The sequence below is a fragment of the Polyangiaceae bacterium genome, assembly GCA_015075635.1.
Lineage (GTDB): Bacteria > Myxococcota_A > Polyangia > Polyangiales > Polyangiaceae > JADJKB01.
Map to the genome: position 1 here is coordinate 1,786,943 of JABTUA010000001.1, position 20,308 is coordinate 1,807,250.

Annotated in this window: 19 protein-coding genes; 13 read left to right on the top strand and 6 right to left on the bottom strand. The window is 68.7% G+C overall.

Going from position 1 to position 20,308, the window contains the following annotated elements; all coding sequences use genetic code 11:
- The first annotated feature begins 71 nt into the window (after positions 1-71).
- The 4 genes from HS104_07985 (at position 72) to HS104_08000 (ending at position 3,656) form a co-directional block, all read left to right on the top strand.
- The gene (locus HS104_07985; GenBank protein ID MBE7479908.1) at positions 72-419 is read left to right on the top strand and encodes a hypothetical protein; all 348 of its coding nucleotides are present in this window, start codon (positions 72-74) and stop codon (positions 417-419) included.
- Positions 420-706: 287 nt separating this feature from the next.
- On the top strand, positions 707-1,960 hold the full coding sequence (locus HS104_07990; protein ID MBE7479909.1) for an extracellular solute-binding protein: 1,254 nt from the start codon (positions 707-709) through the stop codon (positions 1,958-1,960).
- Between the two features lie 62 nt (positions 1,961-2,022).
- Positions 2,023-2,832, top strand: a complete 810-nt coding sequence (locus tag HS104_07995; protein ID MBE7479910.1) for a sugar ABC transporter permease — start codon at positions 2,023-2,025, stop codon at positions 2,830-2,832.
- The gene (locus tag HS104_08000) at positions 2,829-3,656 is read left to right on the top strand and encodes a carbohydrate ABC transporter permease (GenBank protein MBE7479911.1); all 828 of its coding nucleotides are present in this window, start codon (positions 2,829-2,831) and stop codon (positions 3,654-3,656) included. The genes HS104_07995 and HS104_08000 overlap by 4 nt, the downstream gene beginning before the upstream one ends.
- A 46-nt stretch (positions 3,657-3,702) precedes the next feature.
- On the opposite strand, the gene HS104_08005 is transcribed toward HS104_08000, so the two are convergent.
- Positions 3,703-4,803 (bottom strand): mechanosensitive ion channel, encoded by a 1,101-nt coding sequence (locus HS104_08005; GenBank protein ID MBE7479912.1) that lies wholly within the window; start codon positions 4,801-4,803, stop codon positions 3,703-3,705.
- A 99-nt stretch (positions 4,804-4,902) separates the two neighbouring features.
- Between HS104_08005 and HS104_08010 the strand changes: the two genes are divergently transcribed.
- On the top strand, positions 4,903-8,187 hold the full coding sequence (locus HS104_08010) for a hypothetical protein (protein ID MBE7479913.1): 3,285 nt from the start codon (positions 4,903-4,905) through the stop codon (positions 8,185-8,187).
- Positions 8,188-8,461: 274 nt separating this feature from the next.
- Here the strand turns inward: HS104_08010 and HS104_08015 are convergent, their stop codons facing one another.
- The 5 genes from HS104_08015 to HS104_08035 all read right to left on the bottom strand — a co-directional run bounded on the left by HS104_08015 (position 8,462) and on the right by HS104_08035 (position 11,801).
- On the bottom strand, positions 8,462-8,740 hold the full coding sequence (locus tag HS104_08015; GenBank protein MBE7479914.1) for a type II toxin-antitoxin system RelE/ParE family toxin: 279 nt from the start codon (positions 8,738-8,740) through the stop codon (positions 8,462-8,464).
- Between the two features lie 42 nt (positions 8,741-8,782).
- Positions 8,783-9,043 carry a type II toxin-antitoxin system ParD family antitoxin gene (locus HS104_08020; protein ID MBE7479915.1) on the bottom strand — a complete coding sequence of 87 codons (261 nt, stop codon included), beginning with the start codon at positions 9,041-9,043 and terminating at the stop codon, positions 8,783-8,785.
- Positions 9,044-9,548: 505 nt separating this feature from the next.
- A complete protein-coding gene (mutY, locus tag HS104_08025; protein MBE7479916.1) occupies positions 9,549-10,619 on the bottom strand; it encodes an A/G-specific adenine glycosylase in 1,071 nt (356 codons plus the stop codon).
- The gene (locus tag HS104_08030; GenBank protein MBE7479917.1) at positions 10,579-10,959 is read right to left on the bottom strand and encodes a GFA family protein; all 381 of its coding nucleotides are present in this window, start codon (positions 10,957-10,959) and stop codon (positions 10,579-10,581) included. Before HS104_08030 ends, mutY begins: the two co-directional genes overlap by 41 nt.
- Positions 10,956-11,801 carry an MBL fold metallo-hydrolase gene (locus HS104_08035; protein ID MBE7479918.1) on the bottom strand — a complete coding sequence of 282 codons (846 nt, stop codon included), beginning with the start codon at positions 11,799-11,801 and terminating at the stop codon, positions 10,956-10,958. The genes HS104_08030 and HS104_08035 overlap by 4 nt, the downstream gene beginning before the upstream one ends.
- 131 nt (positions 11,802-11,932) lie before the next feature.
- On the opposite strand from HS104_08035, the gene HS104_08040 reads away from it, so the two are divergent.
- The 8 genes from HS104_08040 to HS104_08075 all read left to right on the top strand — a co-directional run bounded on the left by HS104_08040 (position 11,933) and on the right by HS104_08075 (position 19,984).
- Complete coding sequence (locus tag HS104_08040; protein ID MBE7479919.1) at positions 11,933-13,042, top strand: hypothetical protein; 1,110 nt, start codon at positions 11,933-11,935, stop codon at positions 13,040-13,042.
- A gap of 119 nt (positions 13,043-13,161) precedes the next feature.
- Entirely contained in the window at positions 13,162-13,521 is a 360-nt protein-coding gene (gene ndhC / locus HS104_08045; protein ID MBE7479920.1) for an NADH-quinone oxidoreductase subunit A, read from the top strand.
- Positions 13,509-14,090 (top strand): NADH-quinone oxidoreductase subunit NuoB, encoded by a 582-nt coding sequence (nuoB, locus tag HS104_08050; GenBank protein MBE7479921.1) that lies wholly within the window; start codon positions 13,509-13,511, stop codon positions 14,088-14,090. Before ndhC ends, nuoB begins: the two co-directional genes overlap by 13 nt.
- Before the next feature lie 57 nt (positions 14,091-14,147).
- Positions 14,148-14,720 carry an NADH-quinone oxidoreductase subunit C gene (locus HS104_08055; protein MBE7479922.1) on the top strand — a complete coding sequence of 191 codons (573 nt, stop codon included), beginning with the start codon at positions 14,148-14,150 and terminating at the stop codon, positions 14,718-14,720.
- A 1-nt stretch (position 14,721) separates the two neighbouring features.
- Complete coding sequence (locus HS104_08060; GenBank protein MBE7479923.1) at positions 14,722-15,936, top strand: NADH-quinone oxidoreductase subunit D; 1,215 nt, start codon at positions 14,722-14,724, stop codon at positions 15,934-15,936.
- Between the two features lie 3 nt (positions 15,937-15,939).
- Positions 15,940-17,538: a (2Fe-2S)-binding protein gene (locus tag HS104_08065; GenBank protein ID MBE7479924.1), complete on the top strand. Its 1,599-nt coding sequence runs from the start codon at positions 15,940-15,942 to the stop codon at positions 17,536-17,538.
- A complete protein-coding gene (locus HS104_08070) occupies positions 17,535-19,313 on the top strand; it encodes an NADH-quinone oxidoreductase subunit H (GenBank protein ID MBE7479925.1) in 1,779 nt (592 codons plus the stop codon). The genes HS104_08065 and HS104_08070 overlap by 4 nt, the downstream gene beginning before the upstream one ends.
- Before the next feature lie 11 nt (positions 19,314-19,324).
- Positions 19,325-19,984 (top strand): NADH-quinone oxidoreductase subunit I, encoded by a 660-nt coding sequence (locus HS104_08075; protein MBE7479926.1) that lies wholly within the window; start codon positions 19,325-19,327, stop codon positions 19,982-19,984.
- The last annotated feature ends 324 nt before the right edge of the window (positions 19,985-20,308 follow it).

The following is a 20,308-nucleotide window of genomic DNA, read 5'->3' on the forward strand; positions in this document are numbered from 1 at the left end:
ATTCGGCGCGCGCGGCGGCTGACGGGTTTCGAAGCTCTGCGGGGCCAGGATGACAGCAAAGTTCGACCGCGGTGGTGGCGCTGGCACTCACGACCGGCTGCGGCCTGTTTGGCGGGGAGGACGGCAAGCGAGCCGAGCAGATCCAGCCCGGCACTGGTGGCACGACCGGCCCCGGCGGAACGGGAGGCGCCTCCGGGGGTGTGAGCGGGAAGGGCGGTACCGCCGGAGTCTCGGGCGCGTCGGGGTCGTGCTTGGGACTACCCGGCCCGGCCATGGTGGAGGTCGCGACGCCGAAAGGCGTGAAGTACTGCATCGACCGCACCGAGGTGACGCAAGGGCAGTACCAGGAGTTCCTCGCACAGCCTCCGCCAATGGATCTGCTCGCTGCCTTGGGGTCTGCGCGCCCTGCTCGGCTATGACCGGAAGCTCTGCGCCGAGGTCGTGAGCGGGTTCATGGCGGAGGTGGACCGCTCGCTGCGCTGGCGCGCCAAGCGCGAGCTCGGCCTGGCGAGCGTAGCAGACGCGCACACGGGCGGCGTGGTCGCGGTGCAGAGGACGGACAGCGCGCTCCGGGTCTCGCGCTGCGTAGAGGCGGGCCCCGGCGAAAGTGCGTCGATCTGCCCGGAGAAGGACTCTCGGCCGCCGGGGTTTACGCGCGCGGCCCCACACCCTAGATGGAGCGGAGGATGTGGAGGTGGGCGAGCTAATGAGCGGACGGCTCGTCCAGAGCGCCGCGGTCGCGCTCGCCGTTCTCGGCTCGGCTTGCACGGAGAAGCCTGCCGTGCCGATCCTGAGCTGGTACGCCAACCCCGACGACGGCACGCAGGCGGAGCTGGCCCAGCTGTGCTCGCGCGCGTCGGGTGGCCGCTATCGGATCGAGGTTTCGGTGCTGCCGCGCGACGCGAGCGCGCAGCGCGAACAGCTGGTGCGGCGGCTCGCCGCCCGCGACCGCTCGATCGATTTCATGAGCATCGATCCGCCGTTCTTGGCCGAACTCGGCGCCGCCGGGTTCCTGCGCCCGTTCGAGGGTGAGGACGCTGCCGAGCTCACCGACGGCGTGCTCGCGGGCCCGGTCGAGTCTGCGCACTTTGCCGGACAGCTCTTCGGCGTGCCGTTCTGGGCGAACACGCAACTCCTTTGGTTTCGCAAATCGGTCGCGGCGCGCGCCGGCCTCGATCCGGAGCGCCGCCCGCTCACTTGGTCAGAGCTCGTCCGTGCCGCGAGCGCGACCGGCACTCGCGTCGACGTGCAAGCACGGCGCTACGAGGGCTACACGGTCTGGATCAATGCGCTCGTCTCGTCGGCGGGAGGAGCGATCCTCACGAACCCGGAGGCGGGCCGAGACGCGGTACCCGGCATCGACTCCGAGGCCGGGCGACGAGCGGCGGGGATCATCGCCGAGCTGGCGAGCTCGCCCGCGAGGAACGCGGCACTCTCTAGCGCCGACGAGGAGGCGGCACGCCTGGGCTTCCAGGGCCCTCGCGGTGGCTTCATGGTGAACTGGCCGTACGTCTATGGCGCCGCCGACCCGTCGCTGCTCGACGACATTGGATGGGCACGCTATCCGCGCGTCGATCCCGCGCGCGAGAGTCGCCCACCCCTCGGCGGCATCGTGCTGGGCGTGAGCGCGCTCAGTCAGAGCCCCGACCTCGCGCGCGAAGCGATCCGTTGCATCACTTCCGAAGAGAACCAGAAGCTCCACATGATTCGCGCCAAGTCGCCCGCGGCGCGTCGCGCCGTGTACGACGACCCCGAGGTGCGGCGCGTGTTCCCGATGGCGGACCTGGTCCGGGAGTCGATTGAGAGCGCGTCGCCGCGACCGTTGACTCCGTATTACACCGACGTGAGTGCAGCAGTAGTGCGAATGTTCCATCCGCCGGCAAGCGTGAATCCGCAGCGCACACCCGCGGCCGCGTCGCGTCTGATCGTCGACGTCCTCCACGACCGGGTGCTCCTGTGAGCGATCGAGCGGCGCGCGAGCGGGGACTAGGCCTCTTGCTCGGATTGCCTGCGCTCGTCGCGATGCTGTCGATGGTCGGCTACCCGCTGTTCGAGGCTGTCCGGCTGTCGCTCTACAACTACCGGATCACCGATCCCGGAGCGCGGAGCTTCGTCGGCCTCGACAACTACCGGGTCGTGCTCACCGACGCGCTGTTCTGGAGCGACATGACCACGACGCTCCTGCTCACCGTGAGCACGGTCGTGGTGGAGCTCGTGCTCGGCTTCGCGTTCGCCATGGTCATGCACCGCATCGTCATCGGGCGGGGCCTCGTTCGCACGGCGCTGCTCGTTCCCTACGGCATCGTCACGGTCGTGTCCTCGTTCGCTTGGCGCTACGCTTTCGCGCTCGACTCGGGCTTCGTGAACGGTTGGCTCGGGCTCGCCGACTTCTCATGGTTCGGACGCCGCGAGTCGTCGCTCCTGGTGATTGCCGTGAGCGAGATCTGGAAGACGACCCCGTTCGTCTCGCTGCTGCTACTGGCGGGACTCGTTCAGGTACCGGAGGACCTGTACGACGCTGCCAAGGTCGACGGCGCGAGCGCCTGGCAACGTTTCGTCAAGGTGACGTTGCCGTGCACCAGGAACGCCTTACTGGTAGCGATCCTGTTCCGAACCCTCGACGCATTCCGCATCTTCGACAACGTGTTCGTGATGACGAGCGGCGCGCACGGCACCGAGAGCGTGTCGTTCTTGGCCTACAGGCAGATGATCGGGCGCACCGCGCTCGGGCTCGGCTCTGCAGTGGCCGTGGTCACTTTTCTGGCCGCGCTGCTCTTGGCCGGCTCCTTGTTGCTCGTCGGCAAGCCCGACCTCGATCAGGCGGAGCGATGAGCACGCGCTCCTCGCGCTTCGTCTGGACCGCGGCCGGTTCTGCGGTCGCGGCTTGGGCGCTCTTCCCGGTGGCCTGGATCGTCTCTCTGTCACTCAAGGTGGGCGACGACGTCCACTCCGGCCGCTTCCTGCCGGCCGCCCCCAGCCTCGACAACTACCGCACGGTGTTCGCCACGGATCTGTTCGTGAGCGCCCTCCGGAACTCGGTCGTGGTCTCGCTCGGAGCGACGCTGCTCTCGGTGACGTTCGCGAGCCTCGCCGCCTACGCCATCGTGCGCTCGGAGCTCCCCGGCAAGCGCTTGCTGCTCGCGCTCTCGTTGTGTACGGCCATGTTCCCCGGCGTGTCTCTGATCGGTCCGCTGTTCGAGCTATGGCGCAGCGTCGGACTCTACGATACCTGGCTCGGCTTGATCCTGCCCTACACCTCGTTCACGCTGCCGCTCGGCATCTGGGCGCTCACGGCCTTCTTCCGCCAACTTCCCTGGGAGCTCGAGGAAGCGGCGCAGATCGACGGCGCCACGCGCTGGCAGGCGTTTCGCAAGGTGATGGTGCCGCTCGCCGCACCGGGTGTGCTCACCGCAGCGGTTCTCGTCTTCTTGTTCGCCTGGAACGACTTCTTGTTCGGCATCTCGCTCACCTCGACGGAGCGCTCACGCCCAGTGCCGGCGGCGCTCGCGTTCTTCACCGGCGCATCGGAGTTCCAGCATCCGACCGCTGCGATCGCCGCCGCCGCGGTCCTGGTCACGCTGCCGGTGGTGGCGGTGGCTCTGGTATTTCAGCGCAGAATCACGGCCGGCCTCGGCGCGGGAGCCGTGAAGGGCTGAACGTCGGCGCCGGCCATCGGCACGCCCCGAGAGGCATTGACGGCCCTCAAGCCACCCTCAACTCGCCCCGCAGCCGCGGCAGGGCACCGGGGTACTCCCGCTGCAGGAACGCGATCAGCTTCTCGCGGACCTCGCAGCGCAGGTTCCACTGGTCGGACGAGTTCCGCGCGGAGAACAGCGGTCGGACCAGCATCGCCCGCTCGCTCGCGTCCGTGACCTGGACGCTCCACACCTTGCCGTCCCAGAGCTCCGACTCCGCCAGGATGCGCTCGAGCTCCTGGCGGATCGCCGCCACCGGCACCGAGTAGTCGCAGTACAGGTTCACCGTGCCGAGGACCTCCGCGCTGGTGCGCGTCCAGTTCTGGAACGGCCGATCGATGAAGTAATTGACCGGCACGATCAGGCGCCTGAGATCCCAGATCCTGACCACGACGTAGGTCAGGTGGATCTCTTCGATGCGACCCCATTCGCCCTCGACGATCACGACGTCGTCGATGCGAATGGGCTGGCTGAGCGCGATCTGAATTCCAGCCAAGAGCGTGGCCAGGCTCCGCTGCGCCGCGAAGCCCAGCACGAGACCAGCCACCCCTGCAGACGCCAAGAGGCCGGTCCCGACCTGCCGCACGGCCTCGAAGGTCATCAGGACGAAGCCCAGCGTGAGCACCACCACCACGAACACGGCGACGTTCCGGAACCCGCGCACCTGGGTCTGTATCGCTCGCGCCTTCAGGTTGTCGTCGGCCGTGGAGTCGAAGCGCCTGCATGCCGCGTCCTCGACGACCTTCACGACCTTGACGAGCAGCCAGCCCACTCCGGCGATGATGGCCACGAGCAGCGCGTGCTGAAGGCGGTCCTCCCATTGCTTCGACAGCCCGAGCAGTGGCATCACGAGCTCGAGCGCGACCAAGGGCAAGAGCCAACGCACGGGCCGAGGCAAATGCGTGGACATGGCGTCGTCCACCGTCGTCTCCGTGCGAGCCGCCCAGCGGCCGATGGCGCGCAGCGCCAGCGCGGCGGTCACGCGACCGGCGACCAGCGCGACCAGAACGATGCCGAGCGCCCACGCTGCGTCCTTCCACTGCGTGCCCTCGAGGCCCTGGCTCAACTCCCGAAGCGGGCCAGGGAGTCCGACTGAAAGCTCGTGCATGCTCACCTCCTTTCGAGAGACTGCGTACGGTCACCGGCTGGACGTGTAAACCCCTCGGGCGACTTCCATTCCGCGGACGGTGAGGGATAAAACCCTTCGATGCCGACCGCCCGGAGCTACGTCGACCCGACCACGTCGTTTTTCACGGTCCACGGCTACGCCGCCGCGCCCCCGTTTTCGAGCTTCTTGCCGGGAATAGCCGGGAAGTGGGGCATCCCGCTCTGGTGCTTCTACGTCAACCGCGGCCAGGCGGTGTGCTCGTTCGGCGTGCGCGACAAAGATCACCAGATTCTGGAGTTCCAATCGTTCAACCAGGCCTGCATGCGCATCGATCGGGAAGGATTCCGCACCTTCCTGCGCCTGGACGGGGATGAGGTGTACGAGCCGTTCCGCAAGAGCGACGACCCGCGCGTCGAGCAGACGATGCTGATCGCGCCCGCGGAGCTGACGCTACGGGAGCGGAACCCGGTCGTCGGCATCGAGACCGAGGTGACGTACTTCGGTCTGCCGAACCTGCGCGTCGCGGGCCTGGTTCGCAGCGTCCGAATCAAGAACCTCAAGCGCAAGCGGCGGCGGGTGGAGTGGCTCGACGGCCTGCCCCGCATTCTGCCTCACGGCCTCGACCAGCAGCGCATCAAGGGCATTCCGCGCCACGTCGAAGGCATGATGGGCGTGTTCGAGAAGAGCGGCGTCGCGGTCTACCGTCTCAAGCAGAGCGCGGACGACAGCGAGCGCGTGGGCATGCTCGAGGGCGGACACTACTTCCTGCGCATCGGCCGCGGGGACGTCCAGGGCCTCATCGTCGATCCGGAGGCGGTGTTCGGCGAAGCCTTCAGCTACGACGTGCCGCGCCGCTTCTCGGCCGGCGGTCTGCGCGCGGTCTTGCAGGCAGCGCAGTGCTGGGAGAACAAGACCCCGGCGGCGCTCTCTGGACAGACCGCCACGCTCGAGCCCGGAGCGCACACCGAGCTCGCCACCATCTTCGGCTACGCCGAGCGAGACCGGGATCTCGAGGCGCTCGTCGCCAAGACGCGGCGCCCGGGCTTTCTGGACGAGAAGCGCCAGGAGAACGAGCGGACCGTCGAGGAGATCGCGGATCTCGCCTTCACTGCGTCCGCTTCTCGGGAGCTCGACGCCTACTCGCGCCAGGACTTCCTGGACAACGTCCTCCGGGGCGGCATGCCGCTCACCCTCCAATGCCGCGACGGCAAGAGCGCGGTGTACCTCTACTCCCGCCAGAACGGCGACCTGGAGCGCGACTACCATCACTTCGTGCTGGAACCGACCTACCTGTCGCAAGGCACGGGGCACTACCGCAGCGTGCTGCAGAACCGCCGGACCGACGCCTGGTTCTTTCCGGAGACCGAGGACGCGAACCTCCGCAGCTTCATGGGCCTGATCCAGCTCGACGGCTACAACCCGCTGGAGGTGCTCGGCGTCTCGTATCACGTCGCCGATCGCGCGCAGGCCGAGGCCTGGGCCGAGCGCCGCATCGCTCCGCGCGAGCGCGGCTCACTGCTCGAGTGGATGGCGGCGGGGTTCACGCCGGGCGCGCTGGTGATGCGGCTGGAGGACCTCGGCTTCGACGCGGAACGCCGCCTGGGCGCGCTCGAGGAGGTCCTGCTCTTCTGCGAGGAAGACGAGCTCGGCGCTCTCCACGAAGGCTTCTGGGTCGATCACTGGCACTACAACTTCGACCTGCTCGAGGTGCTCTTGATGGTCCACCCCGACAAGCTGGACGAATTCCTGCTCGGTCGGCCCCGCTACGGTTACTTCGACAACCCCGACGTGGTGGTGACCCGGAGCGAGAATGCCTGCGACGTGGGCGGGAAGATCCGCGCCTACGGGGCGGTGGTGCGGAGCCCGGACAAGCTGGCGCGCCTCAGGCAGCGGAGCGACCGTCGCCACGCGATGCGCAGCGACCACGGCGCGGGGGAGATCTACCGCACCACGCTCCTGGTCAAGCTCCTGACGATCGTCGTCAATCGGCTGGCGACGCTGGACGCGGAAGGCACGGGCGTCGAAATGGAAGCCGGCAAGCCCGGCTGGAACGACTCGATGAACGGCTTGCCCGGGTTGTTCGGGTCCGGCCTGAGCGAGGCCCTGGAGCTCGGGCGTGCGATCGAGATGCTGGAGGGCTGCCTCGGCCGCCTGAAGGGCGCGAGCACCCGCGGCGTCCTCGTCTACGAGGAGCTGGCGGAGCTGATGCGGGCACTCGAGCCGGAGATGAAGCGCGCCGCCAGCACGCGCTCACCGCGGGCGAGCCTGACGTACTGGTCCCGGTCGAGCTCGCTCAAGGAGGCGTACCGTGAACAGACCCGCTTCGGGGTCTCGGGTCGCGAGGTGCGGGTTCCGCTCCGGGAAATCGCGGCGTTCCTGCGCGCCGGCCAGGCGCTCTTGGAGCGGAGCTTCAGCGGCAAGAACCGCCAGAAAGTGCTCTCGAAGAGCGGCGTGCCCCACACCTACTTCGTCAACGACGTGACCGACTACGAGCCGACGGGCGAAAAGAGCCCGCTGGGGCACCCCACGGTCGAGCCGCTCGCCTTCCAGCAGCGGCCCACCAAGCTGTTCCTGGAGGGGTCGGTCCACTGGATGAAGCACCGGCGCGCCGAGGCCAAGGCCGTGTACGACGCGGTCGCGGCTTCGCCGCTCTTCGATCGCAAGCTGAAGATGTACAAGAGCTGCGAGAACATGCGGGGCGAGTCGCCGGAGCTCGGTCGCGCGGTCGGCGCCTACCCCCGCGGCTGGATCGAGAACGAGTCGATCTACCTGCACATGGAGTACAAGTACCTGCTGGAGGTCCTGCGGGCGGGCCTGTGCGCAGAGTTCTGGCACGACGCCAAACGAGCGCTCATCCCGTTCATGGATCCGGCCGTCTACGGCAGGAGCACGCTCGAGGGCGCCTCCTTCATCGTCTCCAGCGCGTACGTCGACCCGGCGCTGCACGGCCGAGCGTTCCAGCCGCGCCTGTCCGGCATCACCTGCGAGTACCTGCACATGTGGATCCTCGCGGTCGCGGGCGAGCACCCGCTTCGGCTCGACCGGCAGGGCAAGCTCGAGCTGGCGCTCGAGCCACGACTACCCGGCTGGCTGTTCACCGTCGAGGAGACCCAGCGCCCCTATTTCGATCCGCGCGACGGCTGGACCCAGCTCCGCGTGCCGGCCAACGCCTTCGCCTACAAGTTGTTCGGGCACACGTTGGTCGTCTACGACAACGCGAGCCGCAAGGACACCTTCGGCCGCGGGGCGGCCCGCCCGCGCTCCTACCAGCTCGCGTACCGCAGCGGTCGCACGGCGCGGGTCGCCGCGGCGACGCTTCCTGCCGCCCACGCCCGCGCGGTGCGCGGCGGGGACGTCTCGCGCATCGACGTCGTGTTGCGCTGAATTCGGTCCTCGAGCACCACCACGATCGGTGAGCTCGCTGCCGCTTGGGCGAGCTCCGCCCCGACGTCGCGAAAAAGGGCGAAGCGTGCAAGGGCGGGATCCGCGGTTGCGACGCTGCCGGCGTCGGGGAACTGGACGGCGAGCGCCCCGATTCCGAAGTTCACCGCATGCGAGGGTGGGTTGAACACGCTGCGTGCCCCGTCAAGGCACGTAAGAGTGGTCGTGAAGTGCGCACGCGCGTTCGCGCTCATCCGCGGGCGGCTCCACGGCCGAGCTACTCGTCGCTGCCTTCGCTCGGCTCCTCTAGGTGCAACTCTGGAAGCATCGCGCCGTGGAGAACGCGGACGATCAAGACCTCTCCGCCGTCCGAGACTCGATAGAAGACGGCGTGCTTCCCCTCCAGCGCCCGAAAGTACGTGGGCATGTCCGGGCTGGGGCGCCGTAGCTCCGGGAAATCGACGAGGCGCTGAAAGCCCTCGTAGAGCTGAGTGACGTAGCGCTCCGCTTGCGGCTCGCCCCACCGGTCCGCGGTGAAGTGGGCTATCTCGACCAAGTCAGTGCGAGCTCTACGGAGCAAGCGGAATCCCGGCATGCCTCAGGGAGCGCGACCCGCGCGGAATTCGGCGAGGATGCCCGCGAGGCTCGACTCGTCTGCAATACCGCTCTGCTCACCCTCCTCGAGCGCGGCGCGCAAAGCAGCGAGCTTGTCCTCCTTCCGCCGTTCCATGCGGGCAACGGCTTCCACCCCCGCGCGCACGACTTCTTCCACGCTAGCGTAGTTGCCCGCCGCCACTTGCGCCTCGGCAATACGTGCGATGTCCTCGGGCAGGTCAGCGGCTTGGATCGGGCGTGCCATGGCGGCGACTCGTTCTCGTGATTCTGTCACCTCCGGGCGGCTCCGACAACTCGTCGCTTCGCGGACCCAAGGTCGGCGTGTCGCCAGACACCCAAGTGATATGCGGCTCAGACCCCTCGTCGCAGGTGTAATCACGTTCGCCGCCTCGGCTTGCGCGGACGGTGCTCCTCCGCGCATGGTCCAGCCCACACCGGCAGACCCGACTGGGAACGATGTTCGTTTCCGCGGCGCATTGATCGGCGTTGGCGCTGCAGGAACTCCGCGGAACCAGCCCAACATTGGTCGAATCCGTCGCGATCATGGCGCCGCGCTTCCGCGCGATCGTTTCCAAGTTGACGGACGAGTGCCTGTGTGGTGGCAGGACTCGAGCCCGGCCGGCGGTAGCTGGAAGTGCGCTGCACGCGGCGGCGGAATAGCTCCTGAAGACCAACTCTCACGCAGATGGTACTCGCCGATGCAACGCGGGGACCACAAGATGGCCACCGGCTTCCGCTGCTGCAAAGACTTACCCTGACGGCGCTGTCGTGAGCACCCCCGCGATGCGCCGGTGCGCCGCGGGCATCGCCAGCTCGCCGAGCTCCGCGGGTCGCACCCAGGCGAGCTCGCCGCCGCGCGGGCGCTTCGAGAGCGCACAGCGGTACACGTCCAGCGTGATGCGGTAGCGCGTCACGGAGTGCTTCACGCGCTCGAGCCGCTCGCCGACTCGCACCGGGACTCCGAGCACCCGGCCGAGCGCGCGCTCCGCGCTCTCACCGGAGCCGAGCTCCGCGCTCGGGAACTGCCAGAGACCCGCCCAGCGTGGGGCATCGGCAGGGAGCCGAGTGACCAGCCAGCGGCCGCGCACCTCGACGACGGCGGCGGCCATCGCTATCGCGGTCGGTTTGGGTCGGCGGGGCAGCTCCGGCAGCTCGAGCTGTCTGCCCGTCGCGCGCGCGACGCAGGGCTTCCGCCAGGGACAGCGCTCGCAGCTCGGCGCCTTCGGCGTGCAGAGCGTGGCCCCGAGCTCCATCAAAGCCTGGTTCAGGTCGCCCGGGCGCCGCTCGGGCAGGAGCTCCAGCGCCAGCTGCCACAAGCGGGATCTTTGCGGGTTCTTCTTGGGATCTCCCCCCAGACCGAAGACCCGGCACAGCACCCGCTCGACGTTGCCGTCCACGAGCGCGGCGCGCTCTCCGTGGGCGATGCTGGCGATGGCGCCGGCCGTGTACGGGCCAACACCAGGCAGCGCCCGCAGCGCCTCGACGCTCGCCGGTACCGCGCCCGCGTGGCGATCGAGCACGGCCTGCGCGCCCGCGCGCAAGCTCCTGGCCCGCGAGTAGTAGCCGAGCCCCTGCCAGGCGTGGAGCACGTCGTGCTCGTCGGCCCGCGCGAGCGCCGCGACGTTCGGGAAGCGGCGCATCCAGCGCTCGAAGTAGGGGATCACGGTGGCGACCTGGGTCTGCTGGAGCATCACCTCGCTGACCCAGATGGCGTACGGGTCGCGCGTGCGCCGCCAGGGCAGGTCGCGCGCGTGCTCCGCGTACCACTCGAGCAGCGCTTCAGCGGATGGCTTCGACGTTGTCTTCCCAGTTCTGGCCATCGAAGGGCTCTCGCGCGAAGCGGGCGCAAGCGTCGCCGTCCAGGCAGCGCGCGTTGACGTCGATCTGATCGGGGTGCGAGCGCGGCGTGTAGAAGGGGAACACGCCGCAGGTCTTGCAGAAGCGGTGGCAGGCCACGCCGGTGTTGAAGCGGTACTCGGCGAGGGCGTCACTGCCGCGCTCGAGCTCGAAGTCTTCCGGCGGCACGATCAGGTGCAGGAAGCCCTTCCTCGTGCAGATCGAGCAGTTGCAGTCGATGGCGACCCAGCGGCGGATCCGCACCCGGAAGCGCACCGCCCCGCAATGGCAGCCCCCGGGGTGCCAGCCGGCTTCTGCGTTCACTCGCCGGCCTCGGCGGCGCGCTCGCGGCAGCGCTCGAGCTCCACCGGATCGTGGGCGGAGAACACCCGCACCTCGTCCGAGCTCTCGCGGACCAGTCTGCGCAAGCGCGCCTGGTTCTTCATGCGGGCCTGTCCGTCGATCTCGACGATGCGCTGGAAGGCGTCGAGCAGCGGCGGACAGCGCCGGCGGTCCGGCGCCATCTCCAGACGATGGAAGTAGGCGTCCCCGGCGTGGAGCAGCCAGCCGCTCCGCGTGTGCACCGCGACGCCGGAGTGCCCGCGGGTGTGGCCGTGGAGCGGGATGAGCAGGATCTCGGGGGGTAGGCCCGTGAGATCGCGCACGCAGTCGAAGCCGAACCAGGGCTCGCCCTTCGGACGGTACACGGCCCACTTGGGCTCGTGGGCGAAGTGCGCCTTCACGTAGCGCGTGCGCTCGAGCCGCGTGCGCGGGTGCAGCGTCGCGTCGCGCTCGTCGGCGTGGACGTGCACGGTGGCCTTGGGGAAGTCCGGGAGGCCGCCGGCGTGATCCAGATCGCAGTGTGTCAGGACGATGTGGCGCACGTCGTCCCTGCTGAAGCCCAGTCGCTCGACCTGGGAGAGCGCCGTCTCGGCGGGGTCGCGCCCGGGGCGGGCGAAAAGCAAGAAATGCCGCCCCACGGTTCGCTCCGGGCTCGAGACGTCCGCCGTGCCGAGGCCCGAGTCCACCAGGACCAGGCCCTCGGAGGTCTCGATCAGCAAGCAGTGGCAGATGAGCTTCGCCTGCGTGCGAAGCGACCCGGTGCCGGACAGCAGGCGCCCGCCGTGCGGGCACATCGTGGCGCAGTTCAGGTGGTGGACTTTCATGCCGGCCGGGAGAGTAGACGAAATGCCGACGTCGGGCGCACGCCGGTGGGGCCGGGGGCCCGGCGAGCCGCGGGGGTGCCTCCACCGAAACCCTTCGCCCCCGCGCTCCGGCGCGGTAAGCTGACCGGCCGATGTCCAACCCCACGGAAATCCCGCTCGAATCCATCCGCACGGATGGCTGGTTCGAGCGCATCGGGGAGAGCATCGGCAGCTTCCAGGCGCTCTGCGACATCATCGGCGCGCGCTTCTTCGCCTTCGCGATGATCACCGGGGCGCGCATCACTGCGCTCACCGTCGATCGCCGAAACCCCGACAACACGCTGGTGGACTTCGTGGTCGGCGCGCCGGACGCGGAGGTGACCGACGCTGACACGCAGCGGCTCACGCTGGCGGACTTTCGCCGGCGCCTGGTGGCCGCGCTGGTCACCGAGGAGCCCATCGCGGCGCCGCCGGCCCGCCCGACGGACACCGAGGCGGTGCAGCTGCACATCGGCGTGCGCTACCTCCTGCTCGCCCCCCTGTACGGCTACAGCCTGACCAAGCTCACGGTCGTCGGGCGCGACTCCCACCTGGATCTCCTGCACGACGGTGTCGAGGAGCGCTATGACCTCGCGGAGCTCCGCGCGCGCATTCGCACCCACGTGCGCGAAGAGCTCGATCGAGTGCAGCGCGGCGGGCGCAGCGCCATCGATCTCGCGCGCATCGGCGAGGCCGAGGCCGCGGAGAACCGCGGCGAGCCGCTGCGGGTGATCGAGCTCCTGGGCGCCTGGCCCGCGCCGCTCGCCATCTTCCTCCGCACGCCCGAAGGCCAGCTCCTGGCGCCGGACACCCGGGCGCTCATCGCCCGGGGGCTCGGCTACCTGGGCTCGGCTTGCATCGCCTTGGCAGAGGTGCAGAAGGGCGAGGAGATCCTCCGGTTGGCCGTGCAGTACGCCGGCGACGGCCCGGCCGCCCCCGAGATCTACGCCCGCCTCGGCGAGTCGATGGTGCGCAGCGACCGCCACGGCGAGGCCATCGGTCCGCTCCGGCGGGCGATGAACCTCGGGGCCGACGGCGCCCGGGTCTGGCCGCTCCTGGCCCGGGCGCTGAGCGAGCGTGGGCGGTTTCTGGCCGCCTACGGCGCGGTCCTCGAGGCCAAGGCCTCCGGCGTGGACGGCGCGGCCCTCGAGCAGAGCGTAGAGCGGATCAAGCGTGGTCTGGGACCCGGCCTCGACGGCTGGCACGCGCTGGTCGGTCGCTGAGAGCGTTTTCTCGGGTTTTTGCCGGGGCTCGTGGGGCTAGGCTTGGCCCCGCTGGCTGTGGTACACGCTCCGAGCGTTCACGCGGAATTTCCGCGGGTTACGTGTCGCCGGATGAAAAGATGACCGAGCTTTATCTGCCGATGTTCATCATGTTCGCCATCGCCGCGGGGATCTGCGCGGTGATGTTCTTGGGCGGCCAGTACCTGGGCCCCAAGAACCCCACGCCGGAGAAGCGCTTGCCCTTCGAGTGCGGCAACGACACCGCCGGCGCCCGCGGCGTCAAGCTGAGCGTGAAGTTCTACCTGACCGCCATCCTGTTCGTCGTCTTCGACATCGAAGCGGTCTTCATCTACCCGTGGGCTGCCCTGTTCAAGGGCCTGGGCTGGAGCGGGTTCATGACCATGCTGGTCTTCATCGTCGCGCTCCTGGTGGCGCTGGCCTACTGCTGGAAGAAGGGAGCGCTGGAATGGGAGAGCTGAAGCAGCCCACGACCCAAGAGATCCTGGAGACCGGTTCAGGACAAGGGTTCGCCACGACCAAGTTCGAGGACCTCTTGGCGTGGGCCCAGAAGTACTCGCTCTTCATGTACCCGTTCGTGACGGCCTGCTGCGGCATGGAGTTCATGGCCGTGTCGAGCCCGCGCTACGACCACTCTCGTTTCGGCGCCGAGGCCCCGCGCTTCTCGCCCCGGCAGAGCGATCTGCTCTGGGTGGTCGGCACCATCGTGCAGCGGCAGGCGCCGATCCTGAAGCGCATCTACGAGCAAATGGCCGAGCCCAAGTGGGTCCTGGCCTTCGGCACCTGCGCCTCCGTCGGCGGTTTCTACGACAATTACGCCTGCGTCGCCGGTATCGACAAGATCATCCCCTGCGACGTCTACATCCCCGGCTGCCCCCCCCGCCCGGAGGCGGTGCTCGACGGCCTGATGCTGCTCCAGGACAAGATCCAGTCGGGCGACCGCCGTCCCGGCATCGTGAAGCCCCGCTTCGACCCGGTGACGCGACCCGACATGGGCGTCGTGCAGATCCGGCGCTCGAAGCATGGATGAATTCGAGATTGCTGCGTGGTCCGGCCCGGCCGCGGCCACGCCTTCGAGGACCCTTCGATGGCCAAAGCCCTGCTCCAACTGATCAAGCTCGAGCTGCCCGACGCGGTGCTCGAGACCCACTCGCAACACGGGGACGACACCGTCGTGGTCGAGCCCTCGCGCTGGAAGGAGGTGGCGCGCTTCGCCCGGGACCAGCTCGCGATGGAGATGCTGGTCGACCTGACCTGCGTCGACTTCCTGCACCGCGAGCCGCGCTTCGACGTGGTCGCGCACCTGCACTCGCTGTCGAAGGGCCAGCGCTTGCGGCTCAAGGCCCGGGTCGGCGACGCTGACGCCGAAGGCGCCGAGATCGACTCCTTGACGGAGCTCTGGGCCTCGGCCAACTGGGCCGAGCGGGAGGCCTGGGACATGTTCGGTGTGGTCTTCAAGGGCCATCCGGACCTGCGCCGTATGCTGACCTACCCGGAGTTCCAGGGACACGCGCTGCGCAAGGACTACCCGGCGGAGCGCATCCAGCCGCTGGTCCCGTACCGCGAGGTCGACAACATCGACAAGCTCCCGCCGTTCGACGAGCACGAGGGCATGAGCTTCGGTCGCCAGACCCACGCCTTCTCGCGGGGGGAGGACTGAGATGGAGCCCCTGGACCGAGATCTCGACGAGACCGAGCTCGAGCTCGCCGCCGAGCCCATGCTGATCAACGTCGGGCCTTCGCATCCGGCCATGCACGGCACCGTGCGCGTGGTGATGGAGCTCTCCGGCGAGGTCATCGAGCGCTGCGACGTGCAAGTCGGCTACCTGCACCGCGGCTTCGAGAAGATGTGCGAACGCGGCACCTGGACCCAGGTGTACCCGTACGTGGACCGCTGCAACTACGTCTCGCCGATGCTGAACAACGTCGGCTTCTCGCTGGCCTGCGAGAAGATGCTGGGCATCGAGGTGCCGGAGCGCTGCCAGTGGTACCGAATGATCCTGGGTGAGCTCGCCCGCATCTCCGATCACCTGACCTGCGACGGCGCCATGGCGATGGAGCTCGGCGCGTTCACCCCCTTCCTCTGGATGGTCAAGGCCCGGGAGATGATCTGGGACATCATGGAGGAGGAGACGGGAGCGCGGCTGACCCACAGCTTCGGCCGGGTGGGCGGCATGGCGCACCCACCGACGCCGGGCTTCAAGGAGCACGTCCGGCCGGTCGTCGACCACATCCGCCACGTCATGGACGAGGTGAAGCGCCTGCTGCTCGGCAACCGCATCTTCCTCGACCGGCTGGAGAACGTCGGAGTGATCAGCGCGACGGACGCCCTCTCGCTCGGCTGGACCGGCCCCACGCTGCGCGGCAGCGGCGTGCCCTACGACGTGCGCAAGTCCTACCCGTACATGAAATACGGCGAGGTCGAGTTCGACGTGCCCATCGGCTCCGCGGGCGACTGCTTCGACCGCTTCATGGTGCGCATCGACGAGATGGAGCAGAGCGCGCGCATCATCGACCAGTGCCTCGAGCGCTTGGCCGACGACGGCCCGGTGAACGTGGACGACCCGCGGGTGGTGCTGCCGCCCAAGGACGAGGTCTACACCACCATCGAGGGCACCATCCGGCACTTCAAGATCGTGATGGAGGGCCTGAAGATCCCGGCCGGCGAGGTCTACAGCTACACCGAGGGCGGCAACGGTGAGCTCGGCTTCTACCTGGTGAGCGACGGCAGCGGCACGCCTTGGCGCGTGCGCATCCGTCCGCCCTGCTTCTACGCGACCGGTGGCCTGGAGAAGCTCATCACCGGTCAGATGGTCGCGGACGTCGTGCCGTGCTTCGGCAGTCTGAACATGATCGGCGGGGAGTGCGACAGGTAGCGCATGGCCACATTCAAGCTAGACGGACAGGAAATCCCCTTCGAGCCCGGGGAGACCATCATCGCCGCGGCGCGCCGCGCCGGCGTGGACATCCCCCACTACTGCTGGCACCCGGGCCTCTCGGTGGCCGCCAACTGCCGCATGTGCCTGGTGGAGCTCTTGCCGCCGCCCGGCAGGCCCGCGCTGATGCTCGACGTCTTGGAGTGGGACGCTGAAAAGCAGGACTACGTCCCGGCGAAGAAGCCGAAGCTCGTGCCCTCGTGCCAGCAGGCGGCCGGCGCCGGCATGGAGGTGCTGAGCTCGTCCAGCGAGCACGTGGCGCGGGCGCGGAGCGCGGTGCAGGAGCTCTTGCTGCTCAATCACCCGGTGGACTGCCCGATCTGCGACCAGGCCGGGGAGTGCCGGCTTCAGGACTACTGGCTCGAGCACCAGGGCACCAAGAAGCGCATGAGCGACGAGATCGTGCACAAGCCCAAGGGCGTCGTGTTCGGTCCGACCATCGTCTACGACGCCGAGCGCTGCATCGTGTGCACGCGTTGCGTGCGCTTCTGCGAGGAGGTCGCCAAGGACCCGGTGCTCGAGAAGCGCGAGCGCGGCAACCTGAGCGAGATCGTGCTGGCCCCGGGCCGCGAGCTCGATCACGGCTACACGCTGATGACCGAGTACGTCTGCCCCGTGGGCGCGCTCACCGCCCGGGATTTCCGCTTCAAGGCCCGGGTCTGGTTCCTGCGCAGCGCGCAGACGGTGTGCACGGGCTGCGCCACCGGTTGCAACTCCTTCACCGACTACGATCCGCGCGACCAGACCGTGTACCGCTACCGGCCGCGGGAGAACCTGGCGGTGAACCAGCACTGGATGTGCGACGAGGGCATGCTCGATTACCGCCGCATCCACGAGAGCCGCGTGCTCGCGGCGCGCGTGCGCGGCAAGAAGAGCGAGCTCGGCGACGCCCTCGAGAAGGCGGCGGCGGTCCTGACCGGCGTGGATCCGGATCGGCTGGCGGTGGTGCTCTCCGCCCAGCACTCGAACGAGGACAACTTCGCGCTCCTGCGCCTGGGTCGCGACTACCTCGGCACCGGTCACCTCTACGTCAGCGGCCGAGCCGTGGGCCTGGGCGACGCGGTGCTGAAGCACGCGGACAAGAACCCGAACACGGCCGGCGTCACCGCCCTGTGTACCAGCACGCCGCCGAAGTCCTTCTCCGAGCTGGCCCGTGACATCCACGACGGACGCATCACCCACGTGCTCGCGCTGGGCTCGTACTCGTCCGACGCGGAGAAGACCGACGCGCTCGGCAGGCTCCAGGGGCTGGTCACCTTCGCGACCCACGAGGGACCCCTCGCCAAGTACGCCACGGCGGTCCTGCCGGCGTCGAGCTGGGCCGAGTGCGACGGCACCTTCGTCAACGCGAAGGGCTTGGCGCAGGAGAGTGAGAAGGTCATCACGCCGCGCGGCGAGAGCCTGCCGGCCTGGAAGCTCACCGCGCTGCTCGCCAAGGCGCTGGGCTTGCCCATGGCCTGGACCAAGCTCGCCGAGGTGAGGCGAGCCATGGCGCCGGAGGCAGGCGCGACGGTGGCAGAGGCGACGGGAGCAGAAGCATGAGCTGGGAAGTCATCGCACTAGCCGCGGGCAAGGCCTTCTTCATGGTCATGTTCGGCATGAACGTGGCCGTGATCCTGACCTGGGCGGATCGCCGCCAGGGCGCCATGATCAACGACCGCGTCGGCCCGAACCGCGCCGTCGCCTGGCTGCCCAAGCGCCTGGCGCAAGCCATGGTGCTCGGCCCGGCGGTGCTGATCGCTGCGGCCGTCCTCGGCTACGTCTACACCCACAAGGTCGAAGGCGCCCCGCGCCTCGGACGCGCCTTGCTCTTCAGCCAGCTCGCCATCTTCGCGCTCTGGGCCGTGCTGCTCGCCATCGGCGGACGCGTCGCGCGCCGCGGCGTCAAGAACAGCTTCGACGCCTGGGTGAAGAGCATCGGCGATCCGCGCAACTTCCTCTGGCTGGGCCTGGCCGCCCACGCCGTCACCCTGGCCGTCGCCGCGCTGATGCGCGGCACCGATCTCGGGCGCAACCTGCGCGAGGTCGGCTACGGCGCCGGCCCCGCGGTGTTCGCCGCCGCGCTCGTCGGCGGCGCCGCCTACGCCGCCTGGTCCTTCGAGAAGGTGGAGCGGGTCGGCCTGCGCTTGTTCGGCCTGCTGCACCCCGCGGCGGACGGCCTGAAGACCATCTGGAAGGAGGACTTCATCCCGCCGAACGCCGACAAGTTCCTGCACGGCCTCGCGCCCATCGTCTCGTTCTTCCCGGCGCTGGTGGTGATGGCGGTGGTGCCGTTCGGTGACACCTTGTGCTTCGGCACCAAGAACGGCCAGCTCGACTTCTCCCAGCTCCAGCGCGTGGTCCCCCGGGAGGGCCTGTGCGCCGAGGGCGCGGTGCCGCTCCAGGTGCTCGACGTCAACGTGGGCATCCTCTACTTCTTCGCCGTCGCTGGCACCGGCATCGTCGGCGCGGCGCTCGCCGGCTGGGCCAGCGACAACAAGTTCAGCCTACTCGGCGGCGTGCGCGCCGCCAGCCAGATGGTCTCCTACGAGGTCACCCTGGGCCTGACCATCGTCGGCGCCCTGATGGTCTACGGCACGCTGCGCATCGACGAGATGGTGCGCTGGCAGACCCAGAACACCTGGGGCATCTTCGTCCAGCCGCTGGCCTTCGTGCTGTTCTTCACGGCCGCCGTGGCGGAGTCGAAGCGCATCCCGTTCGACCTGCCGGAAGGCGAGAGCGAGCTCGTCGCCGGGTACTTCACCGAGTATTCGGGCATGAAGTTCGCGATGTTCTTCTTCGCGGAGTACGTCGCCGTGGTCGCCTCCAGCGCGCTCCTGACCGTGCTCTTCCTGGGCGGGTGGCACCTGCCGTTCATCGACCGCTCCGGCCTCCACATCCAGATCGGCGACACGGTGCTGCTGCACCAGACGCTGTCGCACGTCGCCGTGATCGTGATCGGCGTCCTGGCCTTCATCGGCAAGGTGATCGCGCTCTCCTGGCTCCAGCTGATGATCCGCTGGACCCTGCCGCGCTTCCGTTACGACCAGCTGATGCGCCTCGGCTGGCGCAAGCTCTTGCCGGCGTCGCTCGTGAACATCCTGGTCACGGGCCTGGTCATGCTGCTCATCGCCGGCGCGAGCGGCAGCGTGCAGAACGGTCTGAAGGTCGCCGCGGACGTCACCCAGCTGGTGGTCGCCGTCGGCGGCGTCTGCCTCGTCGTCTGGTTCGTGGTCTTCGTGACCAGCCCGGTGAAGAAGAAGCGCATCTTGGCCTCGACCGCCGCGCAGTTCGCGGCTCAGCTCGGGGGCACACGCACCGCTAGAATGGGAGCGTGAGGGAGAAAGTCATGCCGATTGTCAGCAACGCCCCCCTCGGACCCAAGAAGGTCGCCGGCAAGGCCATCCCGCGCCCGGACCGCAGCCTGCAAGTGCAGGCCTACGTGCCGGAGATCGCGAAGGGCCTCGCCATCACCATGAAGCACTTCTTCGTCAACACGAAGGAGACGGCCCTCGGCCAGCGCAATGACCCGGTGCTGGAGTCCATCGACGACGGCATCAACTGCATCAGCTACCCGGAGCAGCGGCGGCCGTACCCGGCGCGCTTCCGCGGCCTGCACCGGCTCACGCACCGCGCCGACGGCTCGCCGCGCTGCGTGGCTTGCCTGTGCTGCTCGACAGCGTGCCCGGCGCAGTGCATCCACATCGAGGCCGGCGAGTACCCGGAGGGCGACCCGCGCCGCGGCTACGAGCGCTACCCCAAGAAGTTCGTCATCGACGAGCTGCGCTGCGTGTTCTGCGGCTTCTGCGTCGAGGCCTGCCCGTGCGACGCCATCCGCATGGACACCGGCATGCACGCGGCGCCCTACGACTCCCGGGATCAGTTCATCTTCGAGCGCGAGCGCCTGATGTCGTTCTCGGGCCGGGACGGCACGCAAGAGACGGCGAACCCGCGCAAAGAGGTGGGGGAGCCGGGGCACCCGGGGATTGATCGGGAGCGCGGGCACTAGAATTCGCTCCGCGGGCGCGTGCGGTGCCTGGCCACTCTTCCGTCCCGTTGAAACAGCCCGTGCCGGCCCGGGCCGGTATTCTCACTCTCCTCTCAGTGGCTGATCGTGACACCCTTCGGGTGCTTCCTCCGGTCGTCTGATCGCGGCAAGACTGAGGATGTAGTTGCGGGCTCGGCCTACTGCCTCGCGAGCTCCAGCATCAGGTCCTGGAGCAGTTCCAGCATCAGGTCCTGGAGCAGGTCCCGCATCAGGTCCTGGCTCTGGTTCTGATTCTGGGTTTGGCTCTGGTTCTGATTCTGGCTCTGATTCTGATCCCGACCCCGA

Bases quoted from the DNA above. Each gene is read 5' to 3' on its own strand.
- HS104_07990 (MBE7479909.1), top strand. From the start codon at position 707: ATGAGCGGACGGCTCGTCCAGAGCGCCGCGGTCGCGCTCGCCGTTCTC.
- HS104_07995 (MBE7479910.1), top strand. From the start codon at position 2,023: ATGCTGTCGATGGTCGGCTACCCGCTGTTCGAGGCTGTCCGGCTGTCG.
- HS104_08000 (MBE7479911.1), top strand. From the start codon at position 2,829: ATGAGCACGCGCTCCTCGCGCTTCGTCTGGACCGCGGCCGGTTCTGCG.
- HS104_08005 (MBE7479912.1), bottom strand. From the start codon at position 4,803: ATGCACGAGCTTTCAGTCGGACTCCCTGGCCCGCTTCGGGAGTTGAGC.
- HS104_08010 (MBE7479913.1), top strand. From the start codon at position 4,903: ATGCCGACCGCCCGGAGCTACGTCGACCCGACCACGTCGTTTTTCACG.
- HS104_08020 (MBE7479915.1), bottom strand. From the start codon at position 9,043: ATGGCACGCCCGATCCAAGCCGCTGACCTGCCCGAGGACATCGCACGT.
- mutY (MBE7479916.1), bottom strand. From the start codon at position 10,619: ATGGCCAGAACTGGGAAGACAACGTCGAAGCCATCCGCTGAAGCGCTG.
- HS104_08035 (MBE7479918.1), bottom strand. From the start codon at position 11,801: ATGAAAGTCCACCACCTGAACTGCGCCACGATGTGCCCGCACGGCGGG.
- HS104_08040 (MBE7479919.1), top strand. From the start codon at position 11,933: ATGTCCAACCCCACGGAAATCCCGCTCGAATCCATCCGCACGGATGGC.
- ndhC (MBE7479920.1), top strand. From the start codon at position 13,162: ATGACCGAGCTTTATCTGCCGATGTTCATCATGTTCGCCATCGCCGCG.
- nuoB (MBE7479921.1), top strand. From the start codon at position 13,509: ATGGGAGAGCTGAAGCAGCCCACGACCCAAGAGATCCTGGAGACCGGT.
- HS104_08055 (MBE7479922.1), top strand. From the start codon at position 14,148: ATGGCCAAAGCCCTGCTCCAACTGATCAAGCTCGAGCTGCCCGACGCG.
- HS104_08060 (MBE7479923.1), top strand. From the start codon at position 14,722: ATGGAGCCCCTGGACCGAGATCTCGACGAGACCGAGCTCGAGCTCGCC.
- HS104_08065 (MBE7479924.1), top strand. From the start codon at position 15,940: ATGGCCACATTCAAGCTAGACGGACAGGAAATCCCCTTCGAGCCCGGG.
- HS104_08070 (MBE7479925.1), top strand. From the start codon at position 17,535: ATGAGCTGGGAAGTCATCGCACTAGCCGCGGGCAAGGCCTTCTTCATG.
- HS104_08075 (MBE7479926.1), top strand. From the start codon at position 19,325: ATGCCGATTGTCAGCAACGCCCCCCTCGGACCCAAGAAGGTCGCCGGC.